25 protein-coding genes are annotated in these 25,451 nt (G+C 70.7%); 12 read left to right on the top strand and 13 right to left on the bottom strand.

Translation table 11 applies throughout. From position 1 onward, the window contains the following. Position 1: 1 nt before the first annotated feature. The 6 genes from ALI22I_RS46640 to ALI22I_RS46615 are packed head-to-tail and all read right to left on the bottom strand — an operon-like array spanning position 2 to position 6,158. A complete protein-coding gene (locus ALI22I_RS46640; protein WP_077011918.1) occupies positions 2–823 on the bottom strand; it encodes a class I SAM-dependent methyltransferase in 822 nt (273 codons plus the stop codon). Further along, the gene (locus ALI22I_RS46635; RefSeq protein WP_077011917.1) at positions 820–2,001 is read right to left on the bottom strand and encodes an MFS transporter; all 1,182 of its coding nucleotides are present in this window, start codon (positions 1,999–2,001) and stop codon (positions 820–822) included. Before ALI22I_RS46635 ends, ALI22I_RS46640 begins: the two co-directional genes overlap by 4 nt. Continuing rightward, positions 1,998–3,008: a dipeptide epimerase gene (locus ALI22I_RS46630; RefSeq protein ID WP_077011916.1), complete on the bottom strand. Its 1,011-nt coding sequence runs from the start codon at positions 3,006–3,008 to the stop codon at positions 1,998–2,000. Before ALI22I_RS46630 ends, ALI22I_RS46635 begins: the two co-directional genes overlap by 4 nt. After that, positions 3,005–4,081 (bottom strand): PLP-dependent cysteine synthase family protein, encoded by a 1,077-nt coding sequence (locus tag ALI22I_RS46625; protein WP_077011915.1) that lies wholly within the window; start codon positions 4,079–4,081, stop codon positions 3,005–3,007. Before ALI22I_RS46625 ends, ALI22I_RS46630 begins: the two co-directional genes overlap by 4 nt. Next, positions 4,078–4,905, bottom strand: coding sequence for a Rossmann-like domain-containing protein (locus ALI22I_RS46620; RefSeq protein WP_077011914.1), 828 nt, complete (start codon positions 4,903–4,905; stop codon positions 4,078–4,080). Before ALI22I_RS46620 ends, ALI22I_RS46625 begins: the two co-directional genes overlap by 4 nt. Beyond that, positions 4,902–6,158, bottom strand: coding sequence for an ATP-grasp domain-containing protein (locus ALI22I_RS46615; RefSeq protein ID WP_077011913.1), 1,257 nt, complete (start codon positions 6,156–6,158; stop codon positions 4,902–4,904). The genes ALI22I_RS46620 and ALI22I_RS46615 overlap by 4 nt, the downstream gene beginning before the upstream one ends. A 179-nt stretch (positions 6,159–6,337) precedes the next feature. Between ALI22I_RS46615 and ALI22I_RS48255 the strand changes: the two genes are divergently transcribed. After that, positions 6,338–6,652 (top strand): metal ABC transporter solute-binding protein, Zn/Mn family, encoded by a 315-nt coding sequence (locus ALI22I_RS48255; RefSeq protein WP_338013554.1) that lies wholly within the window; start codon positions 6,338–6,340, stop codon positions 6,650–6,652. A 93-nt stretch (positions 6,653–6,745) separates the two neighbouring features. On the opposite strand, the gene ALI22I_RS46605 is transcribed toward ALI22I_RS48255, so the two are convergent. After that, positions 6,746–7,276: a CGNR zinc finger domain-containing protein gene (locus ALI22I_RS46605; RefSeq protein ID WP_077011912.1), complete on the bottom strand. Its 531-nt coding sequence runs from the start codon at positions 7,274–7,276 to the stop codon at positions 6,746–6,748. Between the two features lie 39 nt (positions 7,277–7,315). Here ALI22I_RS46605 and ALI22I_RS46600 point away from each other — a divergent pair, with 39 nt between their 5' ends. The 7 genes from ALI22I_RS46600 (at position 7,316) to ALI22I_RS46570 (ending at position 15,377) form a co-directional block, all read left to right on the top strand. Beyond that, positions 7,316–8,257, top strand: coding sequence for an EamA family transporter (locus tag ALI22I_RS46600; protein WP_077011911.1), 942 nt, complete (start codon positions 7,316–7,318; stop codon positions 8,255–8,257). Between the two features lie 159 nt (positions 8,258–8,416). Beyond that, complete coding sequence (locus ALI22I_RS46595; protein ID WP_077011910.1) at positions 8,417–9,643, top strand: amino acid ABC transporter substrate-binding protein; 1,227 nt, start codon at positions 8,417–8,419, stop codon at positions 9,641–9,643. A 6-nt stretch (positions 9,644–9,649) separates the two neighbouring features. After that, positions 9,650–10,528, top strand: a complete 879-nt coding sequence (locus ALI22I_RS46590; RefSeq protein ID WP_238598919.1) for a branched-chain amino acid ABC transporter permease — start codon at positions 9,650–9,652, stop codon at positions 10,526–10,528. Further along, a complete protein-coding gene (locus ALI22I_RS46585) occupies positions 10,512–11,534 on the top strand; it encodes a branched-chain amino acid ABC transporter permease (protein WP_077011909.1) in 1,023 nt (340 codons plus the stop codon). Before ALI22I_RS46590 ends, ALI22I_RS46585 begins: the two co-directional genes overlap by 17 nt. Then, positions 11,531–12,274, top strand: coding sequence for an ABC transporter ATP-binding protein (locus ALI22I_RS46580; protein WP_077011908.1), 744 nt, complete (start codon positions 11,531–11,533; stop codon positions 12,272–12,274). Before ALI22I_RS46585 ends, ALI22I_RS46580 begins: the two co-directional genes overlap by 4 nt. Beyond that, positions 12,264–13,019: an ABC transporter ATP-binding protein gene (locus tag ALI22I_RS46575; protein ID WP_077011907.1), complete on the top strand. Its 756-nt coding sequence runs from the start codon at positions 12,264–12,266 to the stop codon at positions 13,017–13,019. Before ALI22I_RS46580 ends, ALI22I_RS46575 begins: the two co-directional genes overlap by 11 nt. Positions 13,020–13,118: 99 nt before the next feature. Continuing rightward, the gene (locus tag ALI22I_RS46570) at positions 13,119–15,377 is read left to right on the top strand and encodes a PQQ-dependent sugar dehydrogenase (protein WP_077011906.1); all 2,259 of its coding nucleotides are present in this window, start codon (positions 13,119–13,121) and stop codon (positions 15,375–15,377) included. 59 nt (positions 15,378–15,436) lie between these two features. Here ALI22I_RS46570 and ALI22I_RS46565 read toward each other — a convergent pair whose 3' ends face one another. Together ALI22I_RS46565 and ALI22I_RS46560 are read right to left on the bottom strand one after the other, a co-directional pair. Then, a complete protein-coding gene (locus ALI22I_RS46565) occupies positions 15,437–16,237 on the bottom strand; it encodes a pectate lyase (RefSeq protein WP_238598918.1) in 801 nt (266 codons plus the stop codon). 266 nt (positions 16,238–16,503) lie between these two features. Continuing rightward, positions 16,504–16,875 (bottom strand): RNA-binding S4 domain-containing protein, encoded by a 372-nt coding sequence (locus ALI22I_RS46560; RefSeq protein WP_077012134.1) that lies wholly within the window; start codon positions 16,873–16,875, stop codon positions 16,504–16,506. 132 nt (positions 16,876–17,007) lie between these two features. On the opposite strand from ALI22I_RS46560, the gene ALI22I_RS46555 reads away from it, so the two are divergent. Beyond that, positions 17,008–18,345, top strand: a complete 1,338-nt coding sequence (locus ALI22I_RS46555; protein ID WP_083752514.1) for a hypothetical protein — start codon at positions 17,008–17,010, stop codon at positions 18,343–18,345. A gap of 183 nt (positions 18,346–18,528) precedes the next feature. Here the strand turns inward: ALI22I_RS46555 and ALI22I_RS46550 are convergent, their stop codons facing one another. Then, positions 18,529–19,719 (bottom strand): serine hydrolase domain-containing protein, encoded by a 1,191-nt coding sequence (locus ALI22I_RS46550; protein ID WP_077011905.1) that lies wholly within the window; start codon positions 19,717–19,719, stop codon positions 18,529–18,531. 135 nt (positions 19,720–19,854) lie between these two features. Between ALI22I_RS46550 and ALI22I_RS46545 the strand changes: the two genes are divergently transcribed. From ALI22I_RS46545 to ALI22I_RS46535, 3 genes are read left to right on the top strand one after another with little or no spacing between them, the layout of a single operon-like run. Beyond that, on the top strand, positions 19,855–20,970 hold the full coding sequence (locus tag ALI22I_RS46545) for a sensor histidine kinase (RefSeq protein ID WP_238598917.1): 1,116 nt from the start codon (positions 19,855–19,857) through the stop codon (positions 20,968–20,970). Then, a complete protein-coding gene (locus ALI22I_RS46540) occupies positions 20,967–21,647 on the top strand; it encodes a response regulator (RefSeq protein WP_179118572.1) in 681 nt (226 codons plus the stop codon). The genes ALI22I_RS46545 and ALI22I_RS46540 overlap by 4 nt, the downstream gene beginning before the upstream one ends. Positions 21,648–21,657: 10 nt before the next feature. Continuing rightward, complete coding sequence (locus ALI22I_RS46535) at positions 21,658–22,032, top strand: hypothetical protein (protein ID WP_077011904.1); 375 nt, start codon at positions 21,658–21,660, stop codon at positions 22,030–22,032. 6 nt (positions 22,033–22,038) lie between these two features. Here ALI22I_RS46535 and ALI22I_RS46530 read toward each other — a convergent pair whose 3' ends face one another. From ALI22I_RS46530 to ALI22I_RS46520, 3 genes are read right to left on the bottom strand one after another with little or no spacing between them, the layout of a single operon-like run. Next, positions 22,039–22,815, bottom strand: coding sequence for an ABC transporter permease subunit (locus ALI22I_RS46530; RefSeq protein WP_077011903.1), 777 nt, complete (start codon positions 22,813–22,815; stop codon positions 22,039–22,041). Beyond that, on the bottom strand, positions 22,812–24,368 hold the full coding sequence (locus ALI22I_RS46525) for an ABC transporter permease subunit (protein ID WP_077011902.1): 1,557 nt from the start codon (positions 24,366–24,368) through the stop codon (positions 22,812–22,814). Before ALI22I_RS46525 ends, ALI22I_RS46530 begins: the two co-directional genes overlap by 4 nt. After that, positions 24,365–25,297: an ABC transporter ATP-binding protein gene (locus tag ALI22I_RS46520; protein WP_077011901.1), complete on the bottom strand. Its 933-nt coding sequence runs from the start codon at positions 25,295–25,297 to the stop codon at positions 24,365–24,367. The genes ALI22I_RS46525 and ALI22I_RS46520 overlap by 4 nt, the downstream gene beginning before the upstream one ends. Positions 25,298–25,451: the final 154 nt, after the last annotated feature.

The following is a 25,451-nucleotide window of genomic DNA, read 5'->3' as shown; positions in this document are numbered from 1 at the left end:
GTCATTGGGGCTGGCGAAGGCGCGCGACGAGGTGCAGGCGGTCTCCGGACAGGTCCTCGCTCAACTCGGCGTCGGATGCCCAAGGAGGTTCGGTCCGCGGTCCCGGCGAGTCGAACAGGGCCAGCACGTCGAACCCGGCGTGGTCCAGGAAGTGCCGCAGTTCCTGGGGGAACAGCAGCCGCCACGCGGAGCGCTGCACCAGCGGCTGGGCGCCGGGCCACTGCCACTCGCGTCGCCGGCGCAGCAGCTGGGCGGCGTGGTCGATCCAGAGCCGGGTGTGCGAGGTGTAGGAGACGCCCTCCCAGACGACAGTGCGGCTGCGGACGTCGTCGAGCAGTTCGGTGTTGCCGAGGAAGAACGCGCCGTTGCGCATCTCCGCCACCAGCAGGCCGCCCGGTTCGAGGTGGTCGCGGCAGCGGCGCAGGAAGTCGTCCAGATCGGCGTTCGTGTGGCAGTACAGCAGCGCGCTGTCCAGGCACGTGATCACGTCGAAGCGGCGGCCGAGGTCGAACGACCGCATGTCGCCGAGCACGAACGCCGCCGCCGGGTGGTGCGCGCGGGCGTGCTCGACCATCGACTCCGAGCTGTCCAGCCCGACCACGCGGTAGCCCAGGCTCGCCAGGTGGCCGGCGTCGCGGCCGGTGCCGCAGCCGACGTCCAGCAGGTCGCGACCTGCCCCGGAATGGCGGCCAACCCCGAACCTGGTCACCACGTCGTGCGTGAACCGGGCGGCGACGTGGTCGGGATCGGGGAACTGGTGCTCGTACAGCGCCGGGTTGTCGGTCAGCAGGTTCTCGCCCCGCGGGTTCTCGCGCAACGTCATCGGGCCACCTCTCGGTTCTGGGCGAGCACGCCACGTCGGTGCAGTCCGGCCACGGCCGCCGCGCACACCAGCCCGACCGCCACGCACACCAGCGACGCCACCCAGCCCGACCGGCCGAACACCCAGCCGATCGCCGCGTTGCCCAGGGCCGCCGCGATGCCCGAGACCAGGTAGAACACGCCGAAGTAGGTGCCCGCGAGACCGGTGCGGCCGAACGCCGGGATGAGCTCGTAGACGAACGGGTGCGCGATCATCACGCCGACCGACAGCAGCAGCGCTGCGACCAGCACGGGCGTGATGCCGCCGAGCGGGCCGACGTGGCTCACCGCCGTCGCGACGAACCCCAGCCCCATGACCGCCAGCCCGAGCGCGATCGCCCGGCCGCGCGCCACCCGTTTCAACGCCCTGGTGATGCGCACCTGGAACAGCAGAGTGGCCACAGTGGACACCAGGAACACCGCCCCGACGGCGAACGCCGAGTCGGTGAGCCGCTGTGCTTCCAGCGGAAGCACCAGGTACAGCTGGTTCTGGAGCACGAACATGCCGGTGAGCGCGCAGGTGAACGCGAGGAACCGGCGGTCGGCCAGGCACTCGCGCCAGTCGTCCAGCACGGTGCCCTGGTGCGGCGGGGTCGGGCGGGCGGGCAGCACGGCCGCCTGCGCGACGGTGAGCGCGGCGAAGATCCCGGCCGCCACCAGCGCGGCGATCCGGAAGTCCCACAGCATCAGCAGGCCGCCCAGCAGCGGACCGGTCAGCGCGCCCGCCTGCCCATAGGCGTTGAACAGGGCGAACGCGCCCGCCCGGTCGGAGGACTCCTCGGCGATGTAGGCGCGCACGGCCGGGTTGAACAACGCGCCCGCGAGGCCGCTGAGCACGGACGCGGCCAGCAGCACCGCCACCGACTCACCCGCCGCGAACAGCCCGAACCCGATCGCCCGGATCGCGCAGCCGGCGATGATGATCCGGCGCGGGCCGAGGCGGTCCGACGCCGAGCCGCCGAGCAGGAACAGCCCCTGCTGGCTCAACGTCCGCACGCCGAGCACCACGCCGATCGTGGCCACCGACAACCCCAGGTCGCCCAGGTGCGTGGCCAGGTAGGGGATCAGCAGGTAGAAGCCGGTGTTCACGCCGAACTGGTTGACCAGCAGCACGCGCACCGACAGTGGGAAACGCCTCATCGGCCGGCCCTGGGCACCACGCCGAGACCGGGCACGGGGGACAGCCGCAGCGTGCCGTCGTCACCGCCGATACCGGTCCACGGGTCGTCGGCGAGCAGGAGGTGGCCGTCCAGGTCGACCCACCGGGCGTGGCCGGTGAGGTGCACGGCCGGCGCGATGCCGAGCGAACTGGCCACCAGGCAGCCGAGCATCACGTCCAGGCCGGACGCGTGCGCGATGTCGATGATCTCGCGGGCGGCGGTGAGCCCGCCGCACTTGGCCAGCTTGACGTTCACCCCGTCGACCAGGCCTTTGAGCGCTCGTACATCGTCGGCGGTGGCCGCGTCCTCGTCCGCGATCAACGGCACCGGGCAGCGGTCGTGCAGCCAGGCCAGGTCGTCCAGGTGACCCGGTGCGATCGGCTGTTCCAGGGCGTCGATGCCGGTGAGCTGTTCGACCACCCTGAGGGCCTGTTCGGCGGTCCACCCGCCGTTGGGGTCGAGGATGAGGCGCGCGTCGGGGGCGGCGGCGCGGATCGCGTTGACCGTGGCGACGTCGTGCTCGGAGCCGACCTTGACCTTCAGCACGGTGAACCCGCGTGCGGCCAGTTCGGCTGCGTGCGCGGCGGCGGTCGCCGGGTCGCCGATGCCGATCGTGTAAGCCGTCGGCACATCCGTCCACTGTGGAACGCCGACGAGCGCGTGCACCGGCACTTCTTGCCGCAACGCCGTCAGGTCGTGCAGCGCGGTGTCCACGGCGGCGAGCACGCCCGGCGGCAACTCCGGCAGGCGTTCGCGCAGTTCACGTGGGTCCGTGCATTCGGCCACCACAGGCACCAGGTCCCACAGCAGCCCGGTGATCCGCTCGACGTCCAGCCCGTAGTACTGGCTCGTCACCACCTCGCCGTGCCCGCGCAGCCCGTCGCACTCGACCACCACGCGCACGGCGTCACGGCGCGCCATCACCGACCGCGAGATGCGCAGCGGCGAGCGCAACTCCAGCCCGTACACCGTCCAGTCGAGCTTCACGCGGGCACTCCGACGGCCTTGGGCGCGTACACCGAGCGGCACCTGGCCCAGCTGGTGACCTCGATCCCGTCCGTGTCCGCGATCTCCACCGGACGGTCCTCCGGCGTCCCCAACAAGCCCCGTGACCGGCAGAAATCGTCGTCGAAGATGGTGCCGAGGTAGCGGTGCGGGCCGTCGGGGAAGATCGTCACCACGGTCGTGCCGGGCTCGACGCGCGCCACCCACGCCGACACCAGGGCGACCGCGCCGGTGCTCCAGCCGCCGGTGACGAAGCAGTCCCGGGCCAGCCGGCGGCAGGCGTCGACCACCTCCACCGGACCCAGCCAGTGCACTTCGTCGAACTGCTCGTAGGCGACGTTGCGCGGGTGGATGCTGCTGCCCAGGCCGCGCATCACCCGGGACCGGGCGGGTTGGCCGAAGATGGTCGAGCCGACGGTGTCCACGCCCACCAGCCGCACGTCCGGCCAGTAGCGGCGCAGGGCCGTGACGATGCCGGCGCTGTGCCCGCCGGTGCCCACGCTGCACACCAGCACGTCGGCGTGGTCCAGTTGGGCCGCTAACTCGCGCGCCAGACCCGTGTAACCGGCGGGGTTGTCGGGGTTGTTGTACTGGTCGGGCCAGTACGCGCCGGGCAGGCCGCGCAGCACCGACTGGAGCCGGTCCAGCCTGGCCTGCTGCCAGCCGCCGGTCGCGTGCGGCCGGTCCACGACCTCCAGCCGTGCGCCATGGGCGCGGAGCAGTGCGCGCATCGACGGTTCGAGCTCGTGGTCGACCACCAGCACGACCGGGTGTCCCAGCGCCTGACCGGCGAACGCCAACCCGAGGCCGAGGGTGCCGCTGGTCGACTCCACGACCACCGCGCCGGGACGCAGTTCGCCGCGTTCCCGTGCGGCCAGCAGCATCGCGACCGCCGAACGGGCCTTCATACCGCCCGCGCTCAGGCATTCCAGCTTCGCCCAGAAACCGCCGTGGCGGTGCGGGAGCGGGGTGTCGATGCGGGCGATCGGGGTGTTGCCGAGCAGGTTGAGCAGGTGGTGGTTGCGACGCGGGCCCACTGGAGAAAGCACGGTCACCGGGCCCGTTCCGTGCGGTAGTGGTGCAGGGTCGTCTGGCCGCCGTGCAGCCAGAAGAACGGGTACGGCTCCGCCGACACCGCCGTGACGCCCGAGCCGAGGAACCACGGCACGATCGCGCTCGCGGTCTGGGCGAACAGCACCAACGGCCGGTCGGCGGCGACCGCCGTGCGCAGCAGCGGTTCGAAGCTGCCGTTCCCGACCGTCATACCGGAGGCCAGCACCAGGTCGCAGTCCGCGACGGCGGCCTCGGCGTCGGTCACGATCGGCTCGTCCCACTCGGTGCGACCGCCCTTGAGGTCGCACGCCACGTACCGCAGGTCGCGGGCGCGCAGGTGGTGCAGCAGCGAGTTCACCACGCCGACGACCAGTACCCGTTGTCCCGGCACGGCGTCCAGCAGGTCGACCACCGCCGACGCGCGCGCCATGGACTTGGCCAGCGAATCGCCGGGGCCGACCACGATGTGCTGTGCGGCCGAGAGTTCGTGCGGATGGGCGTTCATCAGGTACGCGTCCAGCACGGCGGTGCGGATCGCGGCGTCGGGGTGGGCGAGCAGGTCCGCGACGGTCTCGCCGACGCAGTCGGTCACGTGCGCGTCGTCGGCCTCGTCGGGTTCGACCGCGCACGAGCCGACCGCGTCACCGACCCGGACGCTGACCACGGTGTTGCGGTACGCCTGGCCGCGCGAGACGTGCCGGGCGCCCTGTCGGGTGGTGAACGCGACGCTCACCCGGCTCTCGGCCGGATCGGGTCCGATGGCGCCGGCGCGGGCCAGGGCGAGGAGTTCGGTCACGCTCGTCAGTCGCTCTACCCCGGCGGTCACTCCGAGCCCTCCGCGTACCGGACGTCCAGCCCGGCGATGACGCGTTCGGCGCGGTCACGCGCGTCGGTGTCCGGGGACGTGACCATGACGTGCCCGAGGTAGCTGTTGTTGCTGGTCGGCTCACCGGCCCGATGCCCGGCGGGCTTCACCGCCCAGTCGACGACCTCGGGGTTCGCGGCCAGGGTGTCGGCGCCGTCGATCCCGGCCAGCACCCCGGCGCGGGGCGGCAGGAGGAAGGAGATGGCGGCGCTGCGGACGCCGGTCTCGCGGGGGCGCAGGTCGGGCTGTTGGCCGGCGGCGAGCTGGGCGAACACGGACGGCAGGTCGATGCCGGTGACGCGGCGGACCAGCTCGGTGATCTGGTTGCCCGCCGGGCGCGGGTTGACCTCGATCAGCCGGGGGCCGTCGGCGGTCAGCTTGACCTCCGTGTGCGCCACGGAGTTGTCCAGACCCAGCGCCTCGATCGCGGCCACGGCCGTGTCGACGACGGCGGCCCGGTCGGCGTCACCCAGGTCGGCCGGGAACATGTGGCCGCTCTCCACGAACCACGGCCGTCCGGCCAGGCTCTTGTCCGTCACGCCGATCACGTGCGTCGTACCGGCCACCGTCACCGTCTCCACGCTGAACTCGGGACCGACGAGGAGCTCTTCGAGCAGCACGGTCGGCACCCGCTCCTGGCCGCGGGCGTTGACCGGGAACGCCTCCAGGGCCAGGAACGCCTCGCGCAGCCCGGCCTCGTCCCGCACCTCGCGGACGTGCATCCCGGCGCACAGGTCCACCGGCTTGATCACCAGCGGGTAACCCAGCGCGGCGGCGGCTTTCGCGGTGGCGGGCCAGTCCTCGGTGAGGGTGAACCGGGGACCGGGCACGCCCGCGTCACGGGTGGTGGTCCGGGTGAGGTCCTTGCGGTAGGCGCGTTCGACACCTTGCGGGTCCGGACCGGGCAGGTTCAGGTGCGCGGCGACCGTGGCGACGGTGGAGAGGTAGTAGTCACAGGAGGAGATCACGCCGTCGAACGCCAGCACCTCGTGCACGCGTTCCACATAGGACAGCAGCGCGGCGATGTCGTTGGTCTCCGTGGTGAGCACGTTGTCCGCCGCCAGCAACGGGTGCGGGTGCGCGGGCGCGGAGCGCAGGTAGTGGTGCAGATCGCGGGTGAGGAAGGTGAACCGGTGGCCCGACTCGTGGATCGCCCGTGGCAGCAGCGAACTCATCGCACCGACCCAGCTCTCGATCATCAACAAGTGCGCCACGCGTGCTCCTCCGGAGGAACGTCGATCGGGATCCAGGGAATGGTAATCATTATCAGTCGAGCGGTGTCGCCGCCAAACGAGTGACATGGGTCACGAACGGTGAGGTCGGTCGGGCGCGGACAGCGCCGTGGCGCCGCCGGAGTTCCGGCGACGCCACGGTTTCCGCCAGGCGATCAGGGTTGGACGGTGAAGGTGTAGGTCTGCCGGCCGGTGGTCACGGCGCAGCCGGAGGTGGTGGTGGCGGTGGCGGTGGCTTCGCCTTCCTCGGCGCTCCCGGCGGCTCGGTGCACCAGCTGCCGCAGGTGGTGCTGGGCAAGCACGTCCACGGCGAGATCGACCCGCACCTGTGGCAGGACGTGCGCAACGCCCGTGCCTACGCCGAGGTCATCCGTGACGCGTTGTGCACCGCCGACCCGGACGGCGCGGAGATCTACGACCGCAACGCCCGCACGGCCCTGCTCCTGCTCACCCGCAGCCGCCGACGTCACGGCTGACGGTGTTGTGGCGCCACAGCGGAGGGTGCGGCCCCGGCGCGTCAGGCGTCGGGGCCGTCCTGTGGGACCTCGCCTTGAGCGCCGGGGATCGGGTCAGGCCCTGCGGGCGCGGTAGGCGGCTACGGCGTTGCGGTTGCCGCACGTGGTGCTGCAGTAGCGGCGGGAGCGGTTGCGCGAGAGGTCCAGGACGAGGTTGTCGCAGGTGTCGTCGGCGCAGGTGGAGAACCTGCTCAGTTCGTCGGCGCGGATTACGTCGATCATCGCCATGGCGGTCTCGACCGCCATCCGGACGGCCAGCGGCGTGTCGGGGTGCGTGGCGTGCAGGTGGTAGTCGAACCCGTCGTGCCGCACGAGCTGGGGCACGGCGTGGTGCGTGGCGAGGATGTCGTTCACGATCTCGACGGCGGTGTCGCGGTCGCTGGTCAGCAGCCGTCGCAGCGGGGCTCGCAGCGCGCGGACGGCCTCCAGTTCGGCGTCGTCGTGGGTGCGCGACCCGGTGTAGGCGTGCTCAATGACGAACGCGTCCAGCTGTGCCCGGTCCGTCATCGTGTCCGGCTCCTCGGCCGAGTTCGCGAGAGCGACCGCGGCGGCAAGCGCCGCGGTGGTGTCATGGGTGAAAAGCACATTGACAGATTACCGGTTCGGTCCATAGCGTCATGAGTCATGACGGCGATGACACATGACAGGCTGGCCGGCGGGCGACTTCGAGCCGGGTTGGGCTTCGCGGCGCTGTCTGCGTCGTCCTTCGCGTTGTCCGGGCCGTTGGCGCGCGGGCTGATGGACGCGGGCTGGTCGTCGGCGGCCGCGGTGGCGGCGCGGGTGCTGCTGGCGGCCGTCGTGCTCATGCCGATCGCGCTGGTCCAGCTCCGCGGCCGGTGGCACCTGTTGCGTCGCAACGTGCGGCTGATCACGGCGTACGGGCTGGTCGCGGTCGCGGGCTGCCAGCTGGCGTTCTTCAACGCCGTCGCGCACATGGAGGTCGGCGTCGCGTTGCTGGTCGAGTACACCGCGCCGGTCGCCGTGGTCGGTTGGCTGTGGCTGAGTCGCGGCCAGCGTCCCGGTCGGCTGACGGTCCTCGGCGGGTTGCTCGGGCTGGTCGGGCTGCTGTTGGTGCTCGACGTCGTGTCCGGCGCGCGGGCGAGTGCGGTCGGCATCCTGTGGGCGTTGGGCGCGATGGTGGGGGCGGCGGTCTACTTCCTGCTCTCGGCGCGGGACGAGGACGGGCTGCCCGGCACCGTGCTGGCCGCCGGTGGGCTGCTGCTCGGCGGTGTCGTGCTGGTGGTGGCGGGTGCCGTCGGGATCGTTCCACTGGCTGTGTCGACCGGGTCGGTCGCGTTCGACGGGTTCACCGTGCCGTGGTGGGTGCCGATGCTCGTGCTCGGCGTCGTGACCGCCGGGCTCGCCTACGCCGCCGGTATCGCCGCCATTCGTCGGCTCGGCTCGCGGTTGGCGTCGTTCGTGGCGTTGACCGAGGTGGTAGCGGCGCTGCTGTTCGCCTGGCTGCTGCTCGGCGAGGCGCCGGGCGGGATTCAGCTGGTCGGCGGTGCGCTGATCCTCGGCGGTGTGGTGGCCGTGCGAATGGGTGAACCCCGTTCTGAGCGTTGAATTCGGGTGTTCCCAACGTTGGACACGCGTGTTCTGAACGTTGGACACGCGTGTTCTGAACGTTGGGCACGCGGGGGTTCGGGGGTGGTCCTTGTCACATGACGTTGGGGTTCCTATGCTCGGAAAGCGCTTACCTCATCCCTCGACGACGGGTGGACGATGGACATCGCTAACGGGCTCCGGATCGGCGCCCTCGGCGCGGCGGCGTTGTTGCTGGTCGCCGGGTGCTTCGGCGGACGACCGGCCGAGGGTGGGGCGGCGGGTGACGGGCCCATCCGCATCGGCGTCTCGTTACCCCTGACCGGCGATTTCTCCGAACCGGGCAAGGGCGTGCAGCGCGGCTACGAGGCGTGGGCCAAATACGTCAACCACAACGGCGGGCTGCTGGGCCGCCAGGTCGAGCTGACCATCCTGGACGACCAGTCCAACGCCGACCGGGTCGCGGCGGACTACGAGAAGCTCATCAACTCCGACGGTGTCGATCTCGTCTTCGGCCCGTTCTCCACCCGCCTGGTCATCCCGGCCGCGCAGGTGGCCCGTGACTACGGCTTCCTGTTCGTGGAACCGGCGGGCGCCGCGGCGGAGGTGTTCAACCAGGGCTTCGACAACCTGTTCTACGCCGCACCGGCCGTCGCCCAGGACCACTACAACCACCTGGCCGACGCGATCCTCGCGATGCCCGAGGCCACCAGGCCGAAGACGGCCGCCTACGCCGCGATGGACGACCCGTTCGCCCAGGGCACCGCCAACGGTCTCAAGGAGAAACTGGCCAAGGCCGGCATCCAGACCGTGGTGGACGAGGTGTACCCACCCAACACCACCGACTTTGGCTCCATCGCCGCCAAGATCGCCGACTCGCGCGCGGACGTCGTGGTCGGCGGCACCCAGTACCAGGACGCGGTCAACCTGATCGTGGCCCTGCGGCAACTCAACTACCAGCCGAAGCTGGCCGCGTTCTCCACCGCGCCGACCAACCCCGAGTTCCCCAAGGCGATCGGCGCGCAGACCGAGGGCATCCTGTCCCCGACCGGCTACACGCCCGAAGCGGACTACCCGTCCAACAAGGAGTTCGTCGACTTCTACACCCGTGAGCACGGCACCGCGCCCACCGAGGACGAGGCCAACGCGTGGACCACCGGCCAGGTCGTGGCCGCCGCTGCCACCGCCGCGGGCTGCGCGGACCCGTCCCAGGAGTGCCAGCGCAAGATGATCGACTGGCTGCACGGCAACGAAGTGGACACCGTCGTCGGCCCGTTGAAGTGGGACGAGGCCGGCCGGCCGCAGGGCGCGCACCTGATCCAGCAGTACGTGGGCGGCAAGATCCGCATCGTGCTGCCCGCCGAGGCCGAGGAAGCCGAGCTGGTCTACCCGAAGCCCGCGTGGTGAGGCCGGGTGTCCCTCGTCTTCCAGAGCCTCGTCCTCGGCGTGCTCATGGGCGGTCTCTACGCCCTGCTGGCCGCCGGTCTCACCCTCTACTTCGGTGTGATGCGCGTGGTGATGATCGCGCATTCGGCGTTCCTGGTGCTGGCCGCGTACCTGGCGTGGGCGTTCACCGTCCAAACCGGACTGGACCCGATGCTGTCGCTCGTGGTGACGGTGCCGCTGTTCTTCGTCCTCGGTGTGGCCGTGCAACGGTTGCTGGTCGCACGCCTGCGCCCGGCGACGTTGACGATGATGTCGGTGCTGCTGACGTTCGCCGTGGCGCTGGCCGTGGAGGGCACGCTGGGGTTCGTCTTCACCGGCACGCACCGCCGCATCCCGCTGTCGTACTCGGGCGCGCGGCTGGAGCTGTTCGGAGCGAGCGTCGCGCTGGTCAAGCTGATCGCGTTCGGCCTGGCCGTGGTGACGCTGGTCGGTCTGCACGTGCTGCTCAAGGTGACCCGGTTCGGCCAGGCGCTGCGGGCCACGATGCAGCACCGTGAGGCGGCCCGGCTGCTGGGCGTGGACACCGACCGGATCGCCGGGTTCGGTTTCGGGCTCGGCCTGGCCACCGCCGCCGTCGGCGGGACCGCCCTCGCGTTGGACTCCACGATCTACCCGTCGCTGCACTGGCACTGGATCGGACCGTTGATGGCGATCATCGTCGTCGGCGGGCTGGGCAGTGTGGCGGGCGCGGCCATCGCGGCTTTGTTGCTGGGTGTCGGGCAGAACCTGCTCCAGATCCCGCTCGGCACGACGTGGGCGCAGACGTTCTTCTACGCCGCGCTGTTCGTGACGCTGATCCTGCGTCCGCAGGGGTTCTTCGGAGGCCGCCTTGCGCAGCGGTTCTGAGACAGTCGCGAAAGCATTCGGTCTGGTCGCCCTCGCGGCCTTCGTGGTGGCGTTCCCCAGCCTGGCTTCGGACCCGTTCGTGCTGTCGGTCGGCGTGGTGATCGTCAGCTACGCGGTGCTGGCCACGGCGTGGAACTTCGTCGGCGGGTTCACCGGCTACATCTCCCTGGGGCACGCCGCGTACTCGGGTCTCGGCGGTTACGCCACCGGGCTGCTGATCCTGCGCGCGGAGGTCAACCCGTGGCTCGCGCTGCTGCTCGGCGGGCTGGTGGTGGCGGCGCTCGCGGTGCCCGTCGGCATCGCCGCGCTGCGGGTGCGCGGGGCGTCGTTCGTGATCGTGTCCATCGCGTTGGTGCTGGTCCTGCTGCTGGTGTTCCAGAGCTGGGAATCGGTGACCGGCGGCTCGGACGGACTGCGCGTGCCGCGCCCGTTCGGTCCCGAGGTGTTGCGGCCCGAGCAACACCAGCGGTTCTTCTACCTGCACGCGGTGTTGCTCGCGGTGATGCTGCTGTGCTGGTGGGCGATCGACCGGTCGCGCTTCGGCATGGGCCTCAAGGGCATCCGGGAGGATGAGGACAAGGCGCGGTCGCTCGGCGTGCCGACGGTTCGCTACAAGCTGGCGGCGTTCGTGATCTCGGCGTTCTTCACCGCGTTGGGCGGCGGCCTGTACGCGCTGTGGTTCGGTTTCCTCGACCCGATCTTCCAGTTCTCCATCCTGGTCGGCTCGAACATGGTGCTGATGAGCCTGCTCGGCGGCGTGCGCAGCCTGTTCGGGCCGCTGGTCGGCGCGGTCGTCGTCGGTTACGCCACGGAGTTCTTCAAAGCCCAGTACGGCGACACGCAGATGCACCTGGTCGCGATGGGCGTCCTGCTCGCGGTGGTGGTGCTGTTCCTGCCGGACGGGGTCATCCCCGCCGTCAGAGGGCTCGTGGCCCGGCTGCGGCCGGAGCAGGCGTCTATCCGCGAGGTCACGCAGGAGGAACTGGCCGAGGAGGTGCGCCGGTGACTGTGCCGAAGGAGGGACTGCGGACCGAAGGTCTCACCAAGTCGTACGGCGGTGTGCGGGCGGTGGACGCCGCGTCCGTGACGTTCCACCACGGCCGGATCAACGCCCTGATCGGGCCGAACGGCTCCGGCAAGACGACGTTCTTCAACTGCGTCACCGGCATGGTCAAACCGGACGCGGGCACGGTCACCTACCACGGCCGCGACATCACCGGACGGGGCGCGCACAAGATCGCGCACGCGGGCATCGGCCGCAGCTTCCAGCTGTGCCGAGCGTTCCCGCGGCTCACCGCCGTGGAGAACCTGCTGGTGTCGGTCCGACCGGGTTCGGTGCTGCGCGCGCTGGCCCCCGCACGCCGCAAGGCCGACGTGGACCGGGCGATGGAGCTGCTGACCCGCGTCGGCATCGAGCACCTGGCCGAGGTCGAGGCGCGCGACCTGTCCTACGGCCAGCAGAAGCTGCTGGAACTGGCGGGCGTGCTGATGGCCGATCCCGAGACGATCCTGCTGGACGAGCCCGCCGGCGGGGTGAACCCGGCGTTGATCGAACGGATCGGCGCGCTGGTGCGCGAGTTGAACGCCGAAGGCCGGACCTTCCTGATCGTGGAGCACAACATGGACATGGTGATGAGCTTGTCCGATCACGTGGTCGTGTTCGACCGGGGCCGGCCGATCGCCGAGGGCCCACCGGACACCGTCCGCGCCGACCCGCTCGTGCTGGCGGCCTACCTTGGCGGCTGACCTGCTCGAACTCGTCGACGTCGAGGCCGGTTACGGCCGTGCGGCGCTGGTGCTGCGCGGGCTGACGGTGCGCGTGCCGCCCGCGTCCGTGGTGTGCCTGGTCGGCCCGAACGGCGCGGGCAAGTCCACCGTGCTCAAGGTGGCCAGCGGGCTCCTCGCGCCGCGCGCCGGCCGGATCGTGCTCGACGGGCGGGACGTCACCGGGCGCGGGCCGCAGCAACTGCTGACGGCGGGCCTGTCGCACGTGCTGCAAGGGCACAGCGTGTTCCGCGAGATGACGGTGGGGGAGAACGTCCTCCTCGGCGCGTACACCGTGCGGGACAAGGCGACGGTGGCCGAACGGGTGGACTTCGTCCGGACGTTGTTCCCGGTCGTCGGCGAGCGTTGGGACGCGCTCGCGGGCGCGTTGTCGGGCGGGCAGCAGAAGCAGGTGGAGTTCGCCCGCTCGCTCATGGTCAGCCCACGGGTGGTGCTGCTGGACGAGCCGTCGATGGGCCTGGACCCGAAGGCCACCGCCACCGTGTTCGAGCAGATCGTCCGCATGCGCGACGCGGGCACGGCGGTGCTGCTGGTCGAGCAGAACGCCCGCCGCGCGTTGGAAGTCGCCGACCTGGGCTGTGTGCTCGACCTGGGCCGGGTGCACATCAGCGGCCCGGCGGGCGACCTGCTCTCCGACCCCCGGCTGGGCGAGTTGTACCTCGGTCGCGCCGGCGACCGGAAGTCGGTGGAACCGACCGACCTGTGACTGTGGCCGACCCGTGAAGGGGCTGACCCGTGAAGGGGCTGACCCGTGAAGGCCTACCGCCGCCCGGTCTTCCGCGTATCTCCAAAGGAGGAGACAACGATGGGCAAGCGCAGATGGTGGGCTGCGGTGGCGGCCGCCGCCGTGGTCCTCGCGACCGCGACGCCGGCGTGGGGCGCACCGGACGATCCGATAGCCGACCCGATCCCGGAAGACCCGATCCAGTCCCGTCTCGGCCTCGTGCTGGCCGAGGTCGCGCAGCTGCCCGCGTCCACGCCGACCCCGCCGACCACCGACAACCGGCTCCTCCGGCACAACCGGATCAACTTCGTCGGCGAGGTGCCCGACCGGTCAGGCCGGCTGTACGTCCCGGACCTCAACGGCCCGCTGTACCTGGTGGACGGCGGCACGCCGCACCTCTACCTCGACCTCGTGGCCCGGTTCCCCAACTTCTGGGCCGCACGCGGGATGGGCAGCGGGTTCGGGTTCGTCGCGTTCCACCCCGAGTTCGCCCGCAACGGCAAGTTCTACACCACGCACACGGAGGGCAAGGCCGCGATCGACACCGAGACGCCGACCTACCCCAACCAGCCCAACGCCGTCGTGCAGAGCGTGGTGTCGGAGTGGACGGCCGACGACCCGTCCGCCGACGTGTTCACCGGCACCCGACGCGAGCTGTTCCGGTACGGCTTCGGCACCACGACCCACGCCGTCCAGCAGATCGACTTCAACCCGAACGCCCGGCGCGGAGACCCCGACTACGGCTTGCTGTACCTGGCCGTCGGCGACGGCGGCCTCGGCGTGAGCTCCGACGTGCCGCAGGACCTCGGCAACCCGGCGGGCAAGATCCTGCGCATCGACCCGCTGGGCACGAACGGGCCCGGCGGCCGGTACGGCATCCCGCGGGCCAACCCGTTCGTCGGCCGGCCCGGCGCGCTCGGCGAGATCTACGCCTACGGCATGCGCGACCCGCACCGGTTCACCTGGGACCGGGGCGGCAGCCACGCGATGTACCTCGGGCACATCGGCCAGCACGCGATCGAGGCGGTGTACGAGGTCCGCGCGGGCGACAACCTCGGCTGGAGCCGGCGGGAGGGCGCGTTCACGTTCCGCCGGGAGGACCAGTGCCGGCTGTACCCGCTGCCGGACGACGACGCCCAGTACGGGTACGTCTACCCGGTGGCGGCCTACGACCACGACCCGCCGGCGGGGTGGTCGTGCTCGTCCGACAGCGGTCACGCCATCTCCGGCGGTCAGGTCTACCGGGGGCGCGCCGTGCCGCAGCTGCGCGGCAAGTACGTCTTCGGTGACCTGGTCGACGGCAGTGTGTTCTACACCGAGGTGTCGAAGATGAGGCGCGGCAAGCCCATGGCGCCGCTGCACGAGCTGCAGTTGTTCGACACCGACGGCAACGTGAAGCGGATGACGGACTTCGTCGGCGACGGCCGGGTGGACCTGCGTTTCGGCACCGACGCGGCCGGTGAGCTGTACCTGTTGACCAAGGCCGACGGGCGGCTCTGGAAGGTCGTCGGCACCCGCAACGGCCCGCGCACCGAGGTCACCCCCGCCGTCGCCCGGAACCTGGTGGCGCACTACGACTTCGACCACCCGTTCCCGGTCGACGACGCCCGCGAACGCGACCTCGGCACGTCGCGCACCCTGTTCCGGCTGATCAACGGCGGCGAGGAGATGCGCGTGGGCGACGGCGCGTTCCCCGGCGGCAACAACGCCCTGGAACTGCGGCCGCTACCCGGTGAGAACGACGACTGGAAGGCGGGGGTGTGGGACGAGGACGGCGCCGAGTCGCTGCGGGCGTTCAACGGCGCCAAGGGCATCACGATCATGGGCTGGTTCAAGCTGACCGGCCAGAACCCCAGTCCCGGCTTCGGCGCGGTCGGGCTCGCCGGTCTGCTGAGCGGCAACTCCGACGGGCACTCGGTCCGGGCGCTCATAGAGGCCTTCGAGGTCGACGGGGAGATGCGGCTGGTCGCGCTCGGACGCCGGATCGACGGCGGCGCGTCGCAGACCTACGCCGCCTCGATGGACTGGCAGGAGGCGCTGCCGCCCAACCGCTGGGTGCACCTGGCCGCCACGTTCGACTACACCACCGGCCGGATGGCGCTCTACCGCGACGGCAAGCCGCTGCCGGGGTTCTACGCCGTTCCGGGTGATCCCTGGCAGGTCGACGGCACCGGCACCTCACCCACCGATCCGAGGGGCATCAAGGTGGGCGGGAGCTTCCCGCAGGACACCGCGGAGCGGAACCCCTGCACGTGCCGGATGGATTCGCTGATGTTCCTGGACGTCGCCGCGTCCGCCGACGTGGTGGCCGAGCAGTACCGGCGGTTCACCCGCCGCTAGTTCACGGACACGCGAGTCCTCCACCCGGCGTACCGGGCGGAGGACTCGCGGGGTGCCGACTAGCGGTAGGTGATGTTGGATGAGCTGTAGAGGCAGTTGGTGCTGTCCGCACCACTGCCGATCTTCGTCGGCTCACCGCTGGTGACGCCCCTGTACTTCTCGCAGATCACGATCTTCCGGCTGCTGTCGCCGACGATGGTGATCCCGGAATAGCGCGCGGTGTCGCCGTAGTTCGTGTTGATACCCGCCAGCACCTGGCCCGGCGAGTACACCCTCACGTTTTCCAGGATGACGTTGCGCTTGTACTGCGTGCCGCAATTGCCGCACGACCGGTACAGCTTGCCGAAGTCGTCCACCTGGAAATTGCGGATGTGGATGGTGCCCGGCCCGTTGTGCTGGAACACCTTGTCCGACGCCTTGCGCGCGCCGCCCCCGTTGACCGTCATCTTCTGCGACGAAGAGGAGCCCTTCAACGTCGCCGCGTCCTCGCCGACGTCCTCCCACCACACGTTGTTGAGCGTGCAGGTGCCGAGGCAGTGGACGCCGTCGGAGGCCGGGTTGCCGAGGATGACGTTGGACAGCGTGGCGCCGTTGGCCAGTTCGAACAGCGGGCTCTTGCCCTCTTCCTGGCCGCCGTCCCCCAGGGCGCCGGTGCCGTAGAACCGCTTCATGCCGCCGTCGTACGGCGTGGTGCCGACCTTGATCTTCGTGCTGACGCCCTGCGAGCCGTTCGGCGCGGGAAAGGTGCTCCCGGCCGCCGAGCCGCTCGGCGCGACCGCCGTGGTCAGCACCGCGGCCATGACTAACGCCGCGGCCGCGGACAGCAGCCGCCGAATCGGCAGCCTGGTTTTTTCGTGCACGTGTTGCCTCCTATTCGGTGGCAGCGGTGACGAAAACGTTACAAGTGTGATAACTGGCGTGTCAACGAAATCGGGGGCCGTCGGGAAAACCTTCGGAATGTCGAGTTCGATTCCGCGACCGAAAAAGGGTCGGACGGTTGTGGCGCTGACCTGTTCGAACGATTCGAATGGCCCGGTCGAACGATCTTCGGCCGGGCATTCTTCATTCACATATGTGACGTCTCACCACGCAATGAACTTCGGTCCGAATCACCCGAACGGACGGGTCAGGGTTGACCCGTTCGGAACTTGTCCAGGACCCGGCGTTCCCGCTTGGTCGGCCGCCCGGCCCCGCGCTCACGGCGGGCGACGGCAGCGGGCGCTTCCGTGGGCGGTGGCGGTGGCGGCGTCCGGTCGATGAAGCACGCGACCGCGTCGGCCGCGCCGACCCGCTTCTGGATCACCCGCACGACCTCCACGATCCGGGTCGTCTGCCCCACGCGGGCACGCACCTCGTCACCCGGCGACACGGTCGTCGCGGGCTTGGCCGGCCGGTCGTTGACGCGCACGTGTCCACCCCGGCAGGCCGCCGCGGCGTCGGATCGGGTCTTGGTCAGTCGGACCGCCCACAGCCAGCGATCCACACGGGTGGACTCCACCACCACATCATGGCCTGCGCACGGGCGGGTCCGCCAAGCCACCACCGTCAGTGCCACGGTCGTCATTGCGGTCCGCGTGGTGCCTGTGACACGTTGTAGCACCCAAATGGAATAACGCGATGAGGAGCGCGCATGATCATGCGTCGCACGGTCCTGGCCCCGTTGAGCGTCCTGTCCCTGTTGGCCGCGGCGTTGGTCGCGCTACCGGTCCCGGCCTCCGCGGCCGTGCTGTCCCTCTCCAACTTCCAGTTGCGACCCAACACCTACGGCACCAGGCTGCGCGACCGCGCCGACAACCTCCCGCTGGTGAAGGCCACCGTCACCAACATCATGAACGACCTGAACCGTCGGGACGACGACATCGCGACCAAAGTCGGCGGGGCGTGCGAGGGCGGCGCCCTGGTCGCCGGCAATCAGGTGGTGATCTCACAGAGCGTCTGCTTCGACGACGACGACAACGCGGTCGCGGCCTGGTACCCGCAAGGCGTCACCACGTCCGCCGACATGCAGGCCGACCAGACGTGGGGCGACGGCTACCAGCCCGTCCTGGTGAGCTGGTACGACAAGAACGACAACGCCGACGGCCTGGTGAAGGGCGTCCGCATCAGCTTCATGAACGCCGACACCGGCTACTACCGGCACGTCCTGCTGGTGTATCCGCGCGAGCTGAGCAGCGGCGACATCGACTACGACGCGGTCCGGGTGTCGCAGGACGAGACGAACACCGACGACTACAACAAGGCACTGCACGCCGGCGGGATCGTCTGGTACGGCAACTACCTCTTCGTCGCCGACACCGCGCGCGGCTTCCGGGTGTTCGACATGCGCCGCATCTTCGACCTCGGCGCGTCGGGGAACGGCACGACGAGCAGCCCCGACCTGCTCGGCCTGCGCAACGGCGTCTACTACGGCCACGGCTACCGCTACATCATGCCGCAGATCGGATCGTGGACGGTGACAGCCGAAACGGGCACCAAGTGCACCGAGGGGGACCTCTCGCCGAACTTCTCCTACACCTCCCTCGACCGCAGCGGCACGCACCACCTGCTGGCGGGCGAGTACTGCGAAGAGGAGCGGGACACCAACGGTCGCGTGGCGGCGTGGCCGATGGCCGGGGCTTTCGTCGGCGACACCGAACTCAACATGGACCCGGACTACCGGTGGAACGCCGACGCGGCGTACCGGGTCCCGGTCAGCAACCTCCAGGGCGCGACCCGGTTCAACAACAAGTGGTACCTGAGCCAGAGCGACGGCGAGACCAGGTCCGGCAAGCTCTACACCACCCCGGCGATCAGCACGCAAACCGGCGACCTCCAGGTGGCCGGCAGCCAGTGGCTGACCATTGGGCCGGAAGACCTCTCGCACTGGGCGAGCGGCACCGCCACCAACCCGACGCGCGGCACGTTCTGGACGGTGGCGGAGCACAAGGACAAGCGCATGGTCTACGCCGTCGTCCCGCAGATCTCCTGAGTGTGTTGAATTGCCGCTCCTCCGGAGACGGCGTGCGAGGTCGCCTGACTGAGCTCGTTTCCGCCGCTCCGCGGCTGGGCAGGTCGTTCGCGCCTCATTTCCGGCGATCGAAGAGCGTGATGGCCGGAAAATGAGGCGCGAACGACCGACGCGACCTCGCACGCGGGTGCGACCGCCGTCAGATCACTTCATGCCGCAGAGCGCGTGGTCGACCAGGTCCACCGTGACGTCCTTCGTCGGCTTGGGCACGTTCGGCTTCGGCACCATGGAGTCGGTGTTGATCGACACCATCACGCTGCGCGTGCCGTCGGCGGTGACGCCGTTGCGGGTCTTGAAGCCGGGGATGTCGCCGCCGTGCGACCAGTAGCCGCCGCACGAGCTGGGAATCCACATGATCCCGAGTCCGTACCGGGCACCCGGCCACGCCGGGTCCAGCGCGGGCACGCGCATCGCCTTCGTCATCTCGGCGAGCTGCGCGGGCCGCAGCACCTTGCCGCCGATCAGCGCCTTGAGGAACTTGTTCCCGTCGTCGGTGGTGCTGATCATGTCACCGGCCGCGCCGCCCCACGACGGGTTGTACGTGGTCACGTCGATCGGCTCGCCCCACCGCGGGTCGTTCGGGTCGGCCTCCATGCCCTTCTCGGTGAACCGCTGGTAGGACACGGCGTGCGGCCTGGGCAGGAACGGCGACGTGCCCGGCAGGTACGTGTCGCGCAGGCCGAGCGGTCCGACGATGCGAGACCGCACCTCGTGCTGCCAGGTGTTCCCGGTGACGCGTTCTATGATCATCCCGGCCAGGGTGTAGCCGGTGTTGGAGTAGTTCCAGTCCGTGCCGGGCGCGAAGTCCGGCGGCATCTGCATCGCCAGCGCGACGGTCTGCTCCGGCGTCACGGTCCGGAACCGGTTCTCTTCGAACTCCTTCTCCAGGAACAGCTCCGGCATCTTGCCCAAGTAGTTCGGCACGCCGCTGGTGTGCTGCAACAGTTGCCGCACGGTGATCTTCGTGCCGTCGTTGCCGTTCCCGGTGACGACTCCGGGCAGCCAGCGGTCCACGGTGTCCTCAAGGGACAGTCGACCTTCGCCGACCAGTTGCAGCACGGTCGCCGCCACGAACGGCTTGGTGTAGCTGCCGATGCGGAACTTCGCCTGCCACGGCACGGGGGTCCGCGCGGCGACGTTGCCGTAACCGCTGCGCACCTCGACGTCACCGCGCGGGGTGTCGACCTCGACCAGCACGCCGGGCGCGCCGTGGTCGAGCAGCGCGTCCGCGTGCCGCTGGAGGGTCTTCGTGTCCGGGCGGTGGTCGGCGTTCGCCGTGCCGGCCGTGGCGATGCCCAGCACCGCGATCATCACCGTCGCACAGAGTCGTTTCATGTCACCGAACGCTAGGCACGCGGCGGCCCCGGGTCGTCGCCCCACGACGGCATCTTCGGCTACCCCCGTGGGGGTAGCGGTAGATCAGCCCGCAGGGTGGCGACGGATGTCATGGCACGCCACTACCTTGGGCTGGTGCTGGCGAAACTCACACCGATCCGGCTGGACCTGCTGCTCGCGGTGGTCCTGACCTGGTTGACCGTGGCCACCACGGTGAAGCAGGTCGGCGGTCACCACGGTTGGCCGGCTTACGCGGTGGCCGCGCTCACGGTCGCGCCGATCGCGCTGCGCCAGCTCGCGCCCGTGGTCACGATGACGGTCATGCTGGGCGCGTTGACCGCGTACAGCCTGCTGGAGTTCGGCGGTCTGCCCAGTGCCGGGGTCGGTGCGCTGGTGGGCATGTTCACCGTGGCCACCATGCGCTCGAGGCTCGTGGCCGCGCTCGTGTTCCTGGTGACGTCGTTCGTCGTGGTGGTCGCGTTCGTGCGGGTCTCCGAGGTGGCCGCGTGGTCGGAGATCGCGCAGTCGATCCTGGTCGTGCTGGGCGCGTGGGTGCTGGGCGAGGGCACGAAGCGCTGGGCGGAACGCGCCGAGCGGCTGGCCGAGGAGGCGGCGCGGGCGGTCGCGGACGAGCGGGTGCGGATCGCGCGGGAGCTGCACGACATCGTGGCGCACCACATGTCGGTGATCTCCCTCCAGGCCGGTGTGGCGCAGTACGTCCTGGACACGGACCTGGCGACGGCGCGCAAGGCGATCACGACCGTCGGCGACACCAGCCGTGAGGCGTTGACCGAGATGCGCCGCCTGCTCGACGTGCTGCGCGTCGACCACGACGACGACTACCGCCCGCAGCCTGGCTTGGCGGCCCTCGACGACCTGGTGGAACGCGCACGCGGCGCGGGGCTGCCGGTGGACGTGGTGGTCACCGGGCAGGCCCGCGAACTCCAGCCGGGGCCGGACCTGTGCGCCTACCGGGTGGTGCAGGAGTCGCTGACCAACGTGCTCAAGCACGCCGGACGGGCCGAGGCCCGCATCGATGTCGACTACGGCGAGCAGACGCTCGTGCTCAAGGTGACCGACAACGGCCGGCCACCCCACGACGGCGCCGCGTCGGACCACCCGTCGCACGGCATCCGCGGTATGCGGGAACGCGCCGAGCTGTACGGGGGAGTGCTCACCGCCGGCCCGTTGGCGGACGGCGGGTTCGGTGTGGTCCTGCGCCTGCCGATGGGCGAGGTGGCGGCCCGGTGACGATCCGCGTGCTCGTCGCCGACGACCAGGCGTTGATCCGCGCCGGCCTCGTCGCCCTGTTCACCGCCGCACCCGGCTTCGAGGTGGTGGGTGAGGCCGCCGACGGCGAGCAGGCCGTGGCCCTGGCCGCCGAGACCACGCCCGACGTGATCCTGATGGACATCCGGATGCCCGTGCTGGACGGCATCGCCGCCACCCGCCGCATCTTGCGGGAACACCGTGAGGACCCGCCGCGCGTGGTCGTGCTGACCACGTTCGACCTGCCGGAGTACGTCTACACCGCGTTGGGCGAGGGCGCCTCGGGGTTCCTGGTCAAGGACACCCCTCCGGAACGCATCATCTCCGCGGTCCGCACCATCGCCGCCGGCGACATCCTCATCGCACCCCACATCACCCACCGGCTCATCGAGACCTACGCCAGCCACCACCGGGCCACCGCCGTCGGCGCACCCCAACTGGCAGTCCTGACCGCGCGGGAGACCGAGGTGCTGCGCCTGGTCGGCAACGGGTTGACCAACGGCCAGATCGCGCAGCGGCTCGTGCTCAGCGAGGCGACGGTGAAGACGCACGTCAAGCGCACGATGGGCAAACTCGGCCTGTCCAGCCGGGCACAGGCCGTCGTGGTCGCCTACGAGAGCGGCCTCATCGTGCCGACGTCCGGGAAGCAGGTCAACTAGCATCCGCGCCGTGGACAAGACGCGGGTCGGGTGCTGGTCGGTGGTCGCGCTCATCGTGGCGCAAACGTTTTCCACCGTGTTGTCCGGTGGACCGCCCGAACTGCGGATCATCGGCGTGTTCTTCAACGCCGCCGCCGCGTTCTCGGTCTACCTGGTGCTGCGCCGCCCCGACCGCAACCGGTGGCCGCTCGTGGCCTGGACCGCCGGCTTCTTCGGCTGGCACGTGACCGGCCTGCTCACCCTGGCGGGCATCGTCACGACCGGCTTGGACGCGGCGTTCATCGTCGGGGTGGACAACCAGTTCTCGGTCTTCTACCAGGCCGTTCTGACCACGTTGGCGGGCTTCGCGGTCCACCTGCTGCTGCCCAGGCCGAACAAGACCTGAGCCGGGTCACGCGTCGCGCCACCGCAGCAGCGAGCCGCCTACGACCAGCGCCCCGGCCGCCCACAGGCCGAGCACGCCCAGACCGGCCCAGGGGCTGACCGGCAGGCTGCCGACGCCCGTGGTGGCCTGCACCGCCAGGCCCGCCGTCATCGGGCTGATCCGCTGGAGGCGCTTGAACCAGTCCGGGTCCGACACCACCGCGGCCACGATCGGGAACAGGTACAGCAGCCCGAGCACGACCCCGATGGCCGCCGCCGCGTCACGCACCGCAGTGGCCACGCCCAGTGCGAGCAGGCCCACCAGCACCAGGTAGAGCACCGAACCGACGGCTGCGCGCAGCACCGGCCCGTCGGCCAGCGACAGCGTCGCGTGCCCGTGAGCCTCGGTGAAACCGTTGCCCGGCAGGATGATCCGCCCCGCCAGCACGGACACGAGCACCGCCGCCGCACCCGCCACCGACACCAGACCGCTGACCACGAGCGCCTTCGCGGCCAGCACCGTGGACCGGCGCGGTATCGCCGCGAACGTCACCCGGATCATCCCGGTGCTGTACTCGCCGCCGACCGCCAGCACCGCCAGCACGGCGACGACGGCCTGCCCGAACGCGATCCCGGTCAGGCTGATCTTCGCCGGGTCCTGCCCGCAGCCCAAGCCCGAGCAGCTGACGACGGCCGACGCCGCGACACCCAGCGCCACGGTCAGCAGCACCACGGCGGCCAGCAGCCAGGCCGTGCCCGCCACGGTCCGCAGCTTCGTCCACTCCACGTGCAGCGCTTCCTTCACGCGTCCCTCCTGCGCAGCACGAAGGTCGCCACACCCAGCGCCAGCGCGGTGTAGCCGCACAGCACCGCGAAGCCCGCCAACGGCGTCAACGGGAAGTAGCCGTCGGCAGGCGCGTAACTCGCGGTGACCTGCGCGTACTCCGGCACGCTCTGCTGGACGGCGAACGCGGCGGCCGGCGTGACCCGCAGCAGCCAGTCCGAGGGCCCCGAGGGCAGCACCGACGCGATCGCCAGGATGTACGGCAGCACGATCGCCACGATGACCACGGTCACCGCGCCCGCGCTGCGCCGCAGCACCGTGCCGACGGCCAGGCTGAACACCGCGGCCACCGCCAGCAACGCCGCCGTGCCGACCACCACCCGCACCTCCGTCGCCGTCGGCACCGGGAACATGAAGTGTCCCTTGTCCCGCTCCACCGCCCCGACCAGCGGCACCGCGATCACCGCCGCGGCCAGCCCGGTGACGAACGTGACCGCCCCGATCACCACGGCCTTCGCCGCCAGCACCCGACCCCGCCTCGGGCTCGCGGCGAGGCTCGTGCGGATCAGGCCACGCCGATACTCGGAGGTCATGAACGTCGCCGCGACCACGATGACCGCGATCAGCCCGGCGAACGCGCCCACCAGACTGCTCTCGATCGTCTTGCCGAGACCGCCGCGGCCGGCCACGATCGGCGCGATGTTGCCGGCCCCGCTCACCGTGACACCGTCGCCGGTCTCGTCGAAACCGACCGGCGGTTCGGCGCCGCCGCCCGGCCCCCCACCGGCCCGGTCACCGATGCTGTCACCTGTCCACCCGGTGTCCGGCCAGGTGCCCTGGAGGTCGATCCGGTCGAACTCGGCCGTCGCCAGCGTGGGGTAGCTCGTGGCGCTCGTGCTGACGAAGGACTCGGTGATCACCTCGTGGTGGGGGGAGGCGGCGAACAGCCCGGCCCGCACGGTCGACGGCAGTCCGGGCAGGCTCACCGTGCCGACGAGGTGCCAGTCCGTGCCGTCGGTCGACTCGTGGCCGGTGATCGTGTCACCCGACCGGGTCAGGCGCAGCCAGCTCGGCTTGGTGGACACCGTGCCCGCGATGTCCCCGGTGTAGTTGTGCTGCATCCGCACGCCGTGGCCGCCGGTGACCGCCAGCGCGGCGTACGCCGACCCCGGGGTGGTGCTCTCCTTGATGATGATCCCGGCCTTGGTCCACGGCTCGGGTTCGGTCTTCTGGTTGTCCGAAGAGGACACCGTGGTGAGGGAGGTCAACCGGGCGGTGATGCTGCCGTCACCGCTCAGCGACTGGTGTGCGAGGTAGAAGCGGTCGTTCACCGGCTCGCCGTCCGGGCCGACCGGAGGTGTGCTGGCCGCGCACGACCGACCCTCGGGGCCGGCGCACGAGAAGTTGCTCGCCGCCGCGCCGAACAGCCCGATCAGCACGATGACCAGCGCCGCCGCGACCAAGCCGATCACCCAGCCGCGCACGGTCCGGAACTTCGTCCACTCCGCGCGCAGCAACTGCCCGAACCCGTCCCGCGCGGGAGGTGCTTCGGAGCGGTAGGTCGTCATCGTCATCGTGCCGCCTCCTCGGCCACGGCCGCGTGGAACTCGACCGCGTCCCTGGTCAGCTCCATGTACGCCTCTTCCAGCGACGCGCGGTGCGCCGACACCTCGGAGAACGGCACCGCGTTCTCGCCGAGCACCGCCACCACGCGTTCCCCGGACAGCCCGGAGACGGTGAGCGTGTCGGCTCCGGTGACAGCGACCGTGGCCCCGGCGTGCGCGAGGACCGTCATGGCCTGCGTGCGGGCGGTCGTGAGCAACGTGATCCGGTCACCGGACGCGGACTCGATCAGGTCCGCCACGCTGACGTCGGCGATGACCTTGCCCCGGCCGACGATCACCACGTGGTCGGCGGTGTCCTGGAGTTCGCTCATCAGGTGGCTGGACACCAGCACCGCCCGGCCCTCGGCGGCCAGCGACCGCAGGAAACCGCGCATCCACCGGATGCCCTCGGGGTCCATGCCGTTGACCGGCTCGTCCAGCACGAGCACCGGCGGGTCGCCGAGCAGCGCCGCCGCGATACCCAGCCGCTGCCGCATGCCCAACGAGTAGCTGCCCGCCCGGCGCCGGATCGCCGACGCCAGGCCGACCTGCCCGACCACCTCGTCCACCCGCCGCGCGCCCAGGCCCTGCGAGTGGGCCAGCCACAGCAGGTGGTTGCGGCCGGTGCGGGCGGGCTGGAGCGCGCCCGCGTCCAGCAGCGAGCCGACCTGCCGCAACGGGTGCCGCAGGGTCCGGTACGGCCGGCCGCCGACCAGCGCGTGGCCCGCGTCGACCGAGTCCAGGCCCAGGATCGCCCGCATGGTGGTGGACTTGCCGGCGCCGTTGGGGCCGACGAAGCCGGTGACCTTGCCCGGTGTGACGGTGAACGTCATCCCGTCCAGCGCCACGGTCGGCCCGAACCGCTTGCGCAGCCCGGTGACTTCGATGGTTGCTTCCATGCCGGGAAGGCTAGGGAGCGGGGGTGGGCGCGGTCGTCACGCGAGAGAGCCGTCTCCGCCGTCGCTGACGTGGGGGACGACGACCGCCGCGCATCCCTCGCGTGGGGGACGGCGGTGTCACCGCCTGCGGTGACGCACGTGCGCGCGCCGGTGA

Source organism: Saccharothrix sp. ALI-22-I, from assembly GCF_001984175.1.
Lineage (GTDB): Bacteria > Actinomycetota > Actinomycetes > Mycobacteriales > Pseudonocardiaceae > Actinosynnema.
The sequence above is the reverse complement of the archived record's forward strand: the minus strand, read 5'-3'. Positions and strand labels throughout refer to the sequence as shown.

Excerpts from the sequence above, each read along its gene's own strand:
- ALI22I_RS46640 (WP_077011918.1), bottom strand. The coding sequence starts at position 823 with ATGACGTTGCGCGAGAACCCGCGGGGCGAGAACCTGCTGACCGACAAC.
- ALI22I_RS46635 (WP_077011917.1), bottom strand. The coding sequence starts at position 2,001 with ATGAGGCGTTTCCCACTGTCGGTGCGCGTGCTGCTGGTCAACCAGTTC.
- ALI22I_RS46600 (WP_077011911.1), top strand. The coding sequence starts at position 7,316 with ATGACGGCGATGACACATGACAGGCTGGCCGGCGGGCGACTTCGAGCC.
- ALI22I_RS46595 (WP_077011910.1), top strand. The coding sequence starts at position 8,417 with ATGGACATCGCTAACGGGCTCCGGATCGGCGCCCTCGGCGCGGCGGCG.
- ALI22I_RS46570 (WP_077011906.1), top strand. The coding sequence starts at position 13,119 with ATGGGCAAGCGCAGATGGTGGGCTGCGGTGGCGGCCGCCGCCGTGGTC.
- ALI22I_RS46555 (WP_083752514.1), top strand. The coding sequence starts at position 17,008 with ATGATCATGCGTCGCACGGTCCTGGCCCCGTTGAGCGTCCTGTCCCTG.
- ALI22I_RS46550 (WP_077011905.1), bottom strand. The coding sequence starts at position 19,719 with ATGAAACGACTCTGTGCGACGGTGATGATCGCGGTGCTGGGCATCGCC.
- ALI22I_RS46525 (WP_077011902.1), bottom strand. The coding sequence starts at position 24,368 with ATGACGATGACGACCTACCGCTCCGAAGCACCTCCCGCGCGGGACGGG.
- ALI22I_RS46520 (WP_077011901.1), bottom strand. The coding sequence starts at position 25,297 with ATGGAAGCAACCATCGAAGTCACCGGGCTGCGCAAGCGGTTCGGGCCG.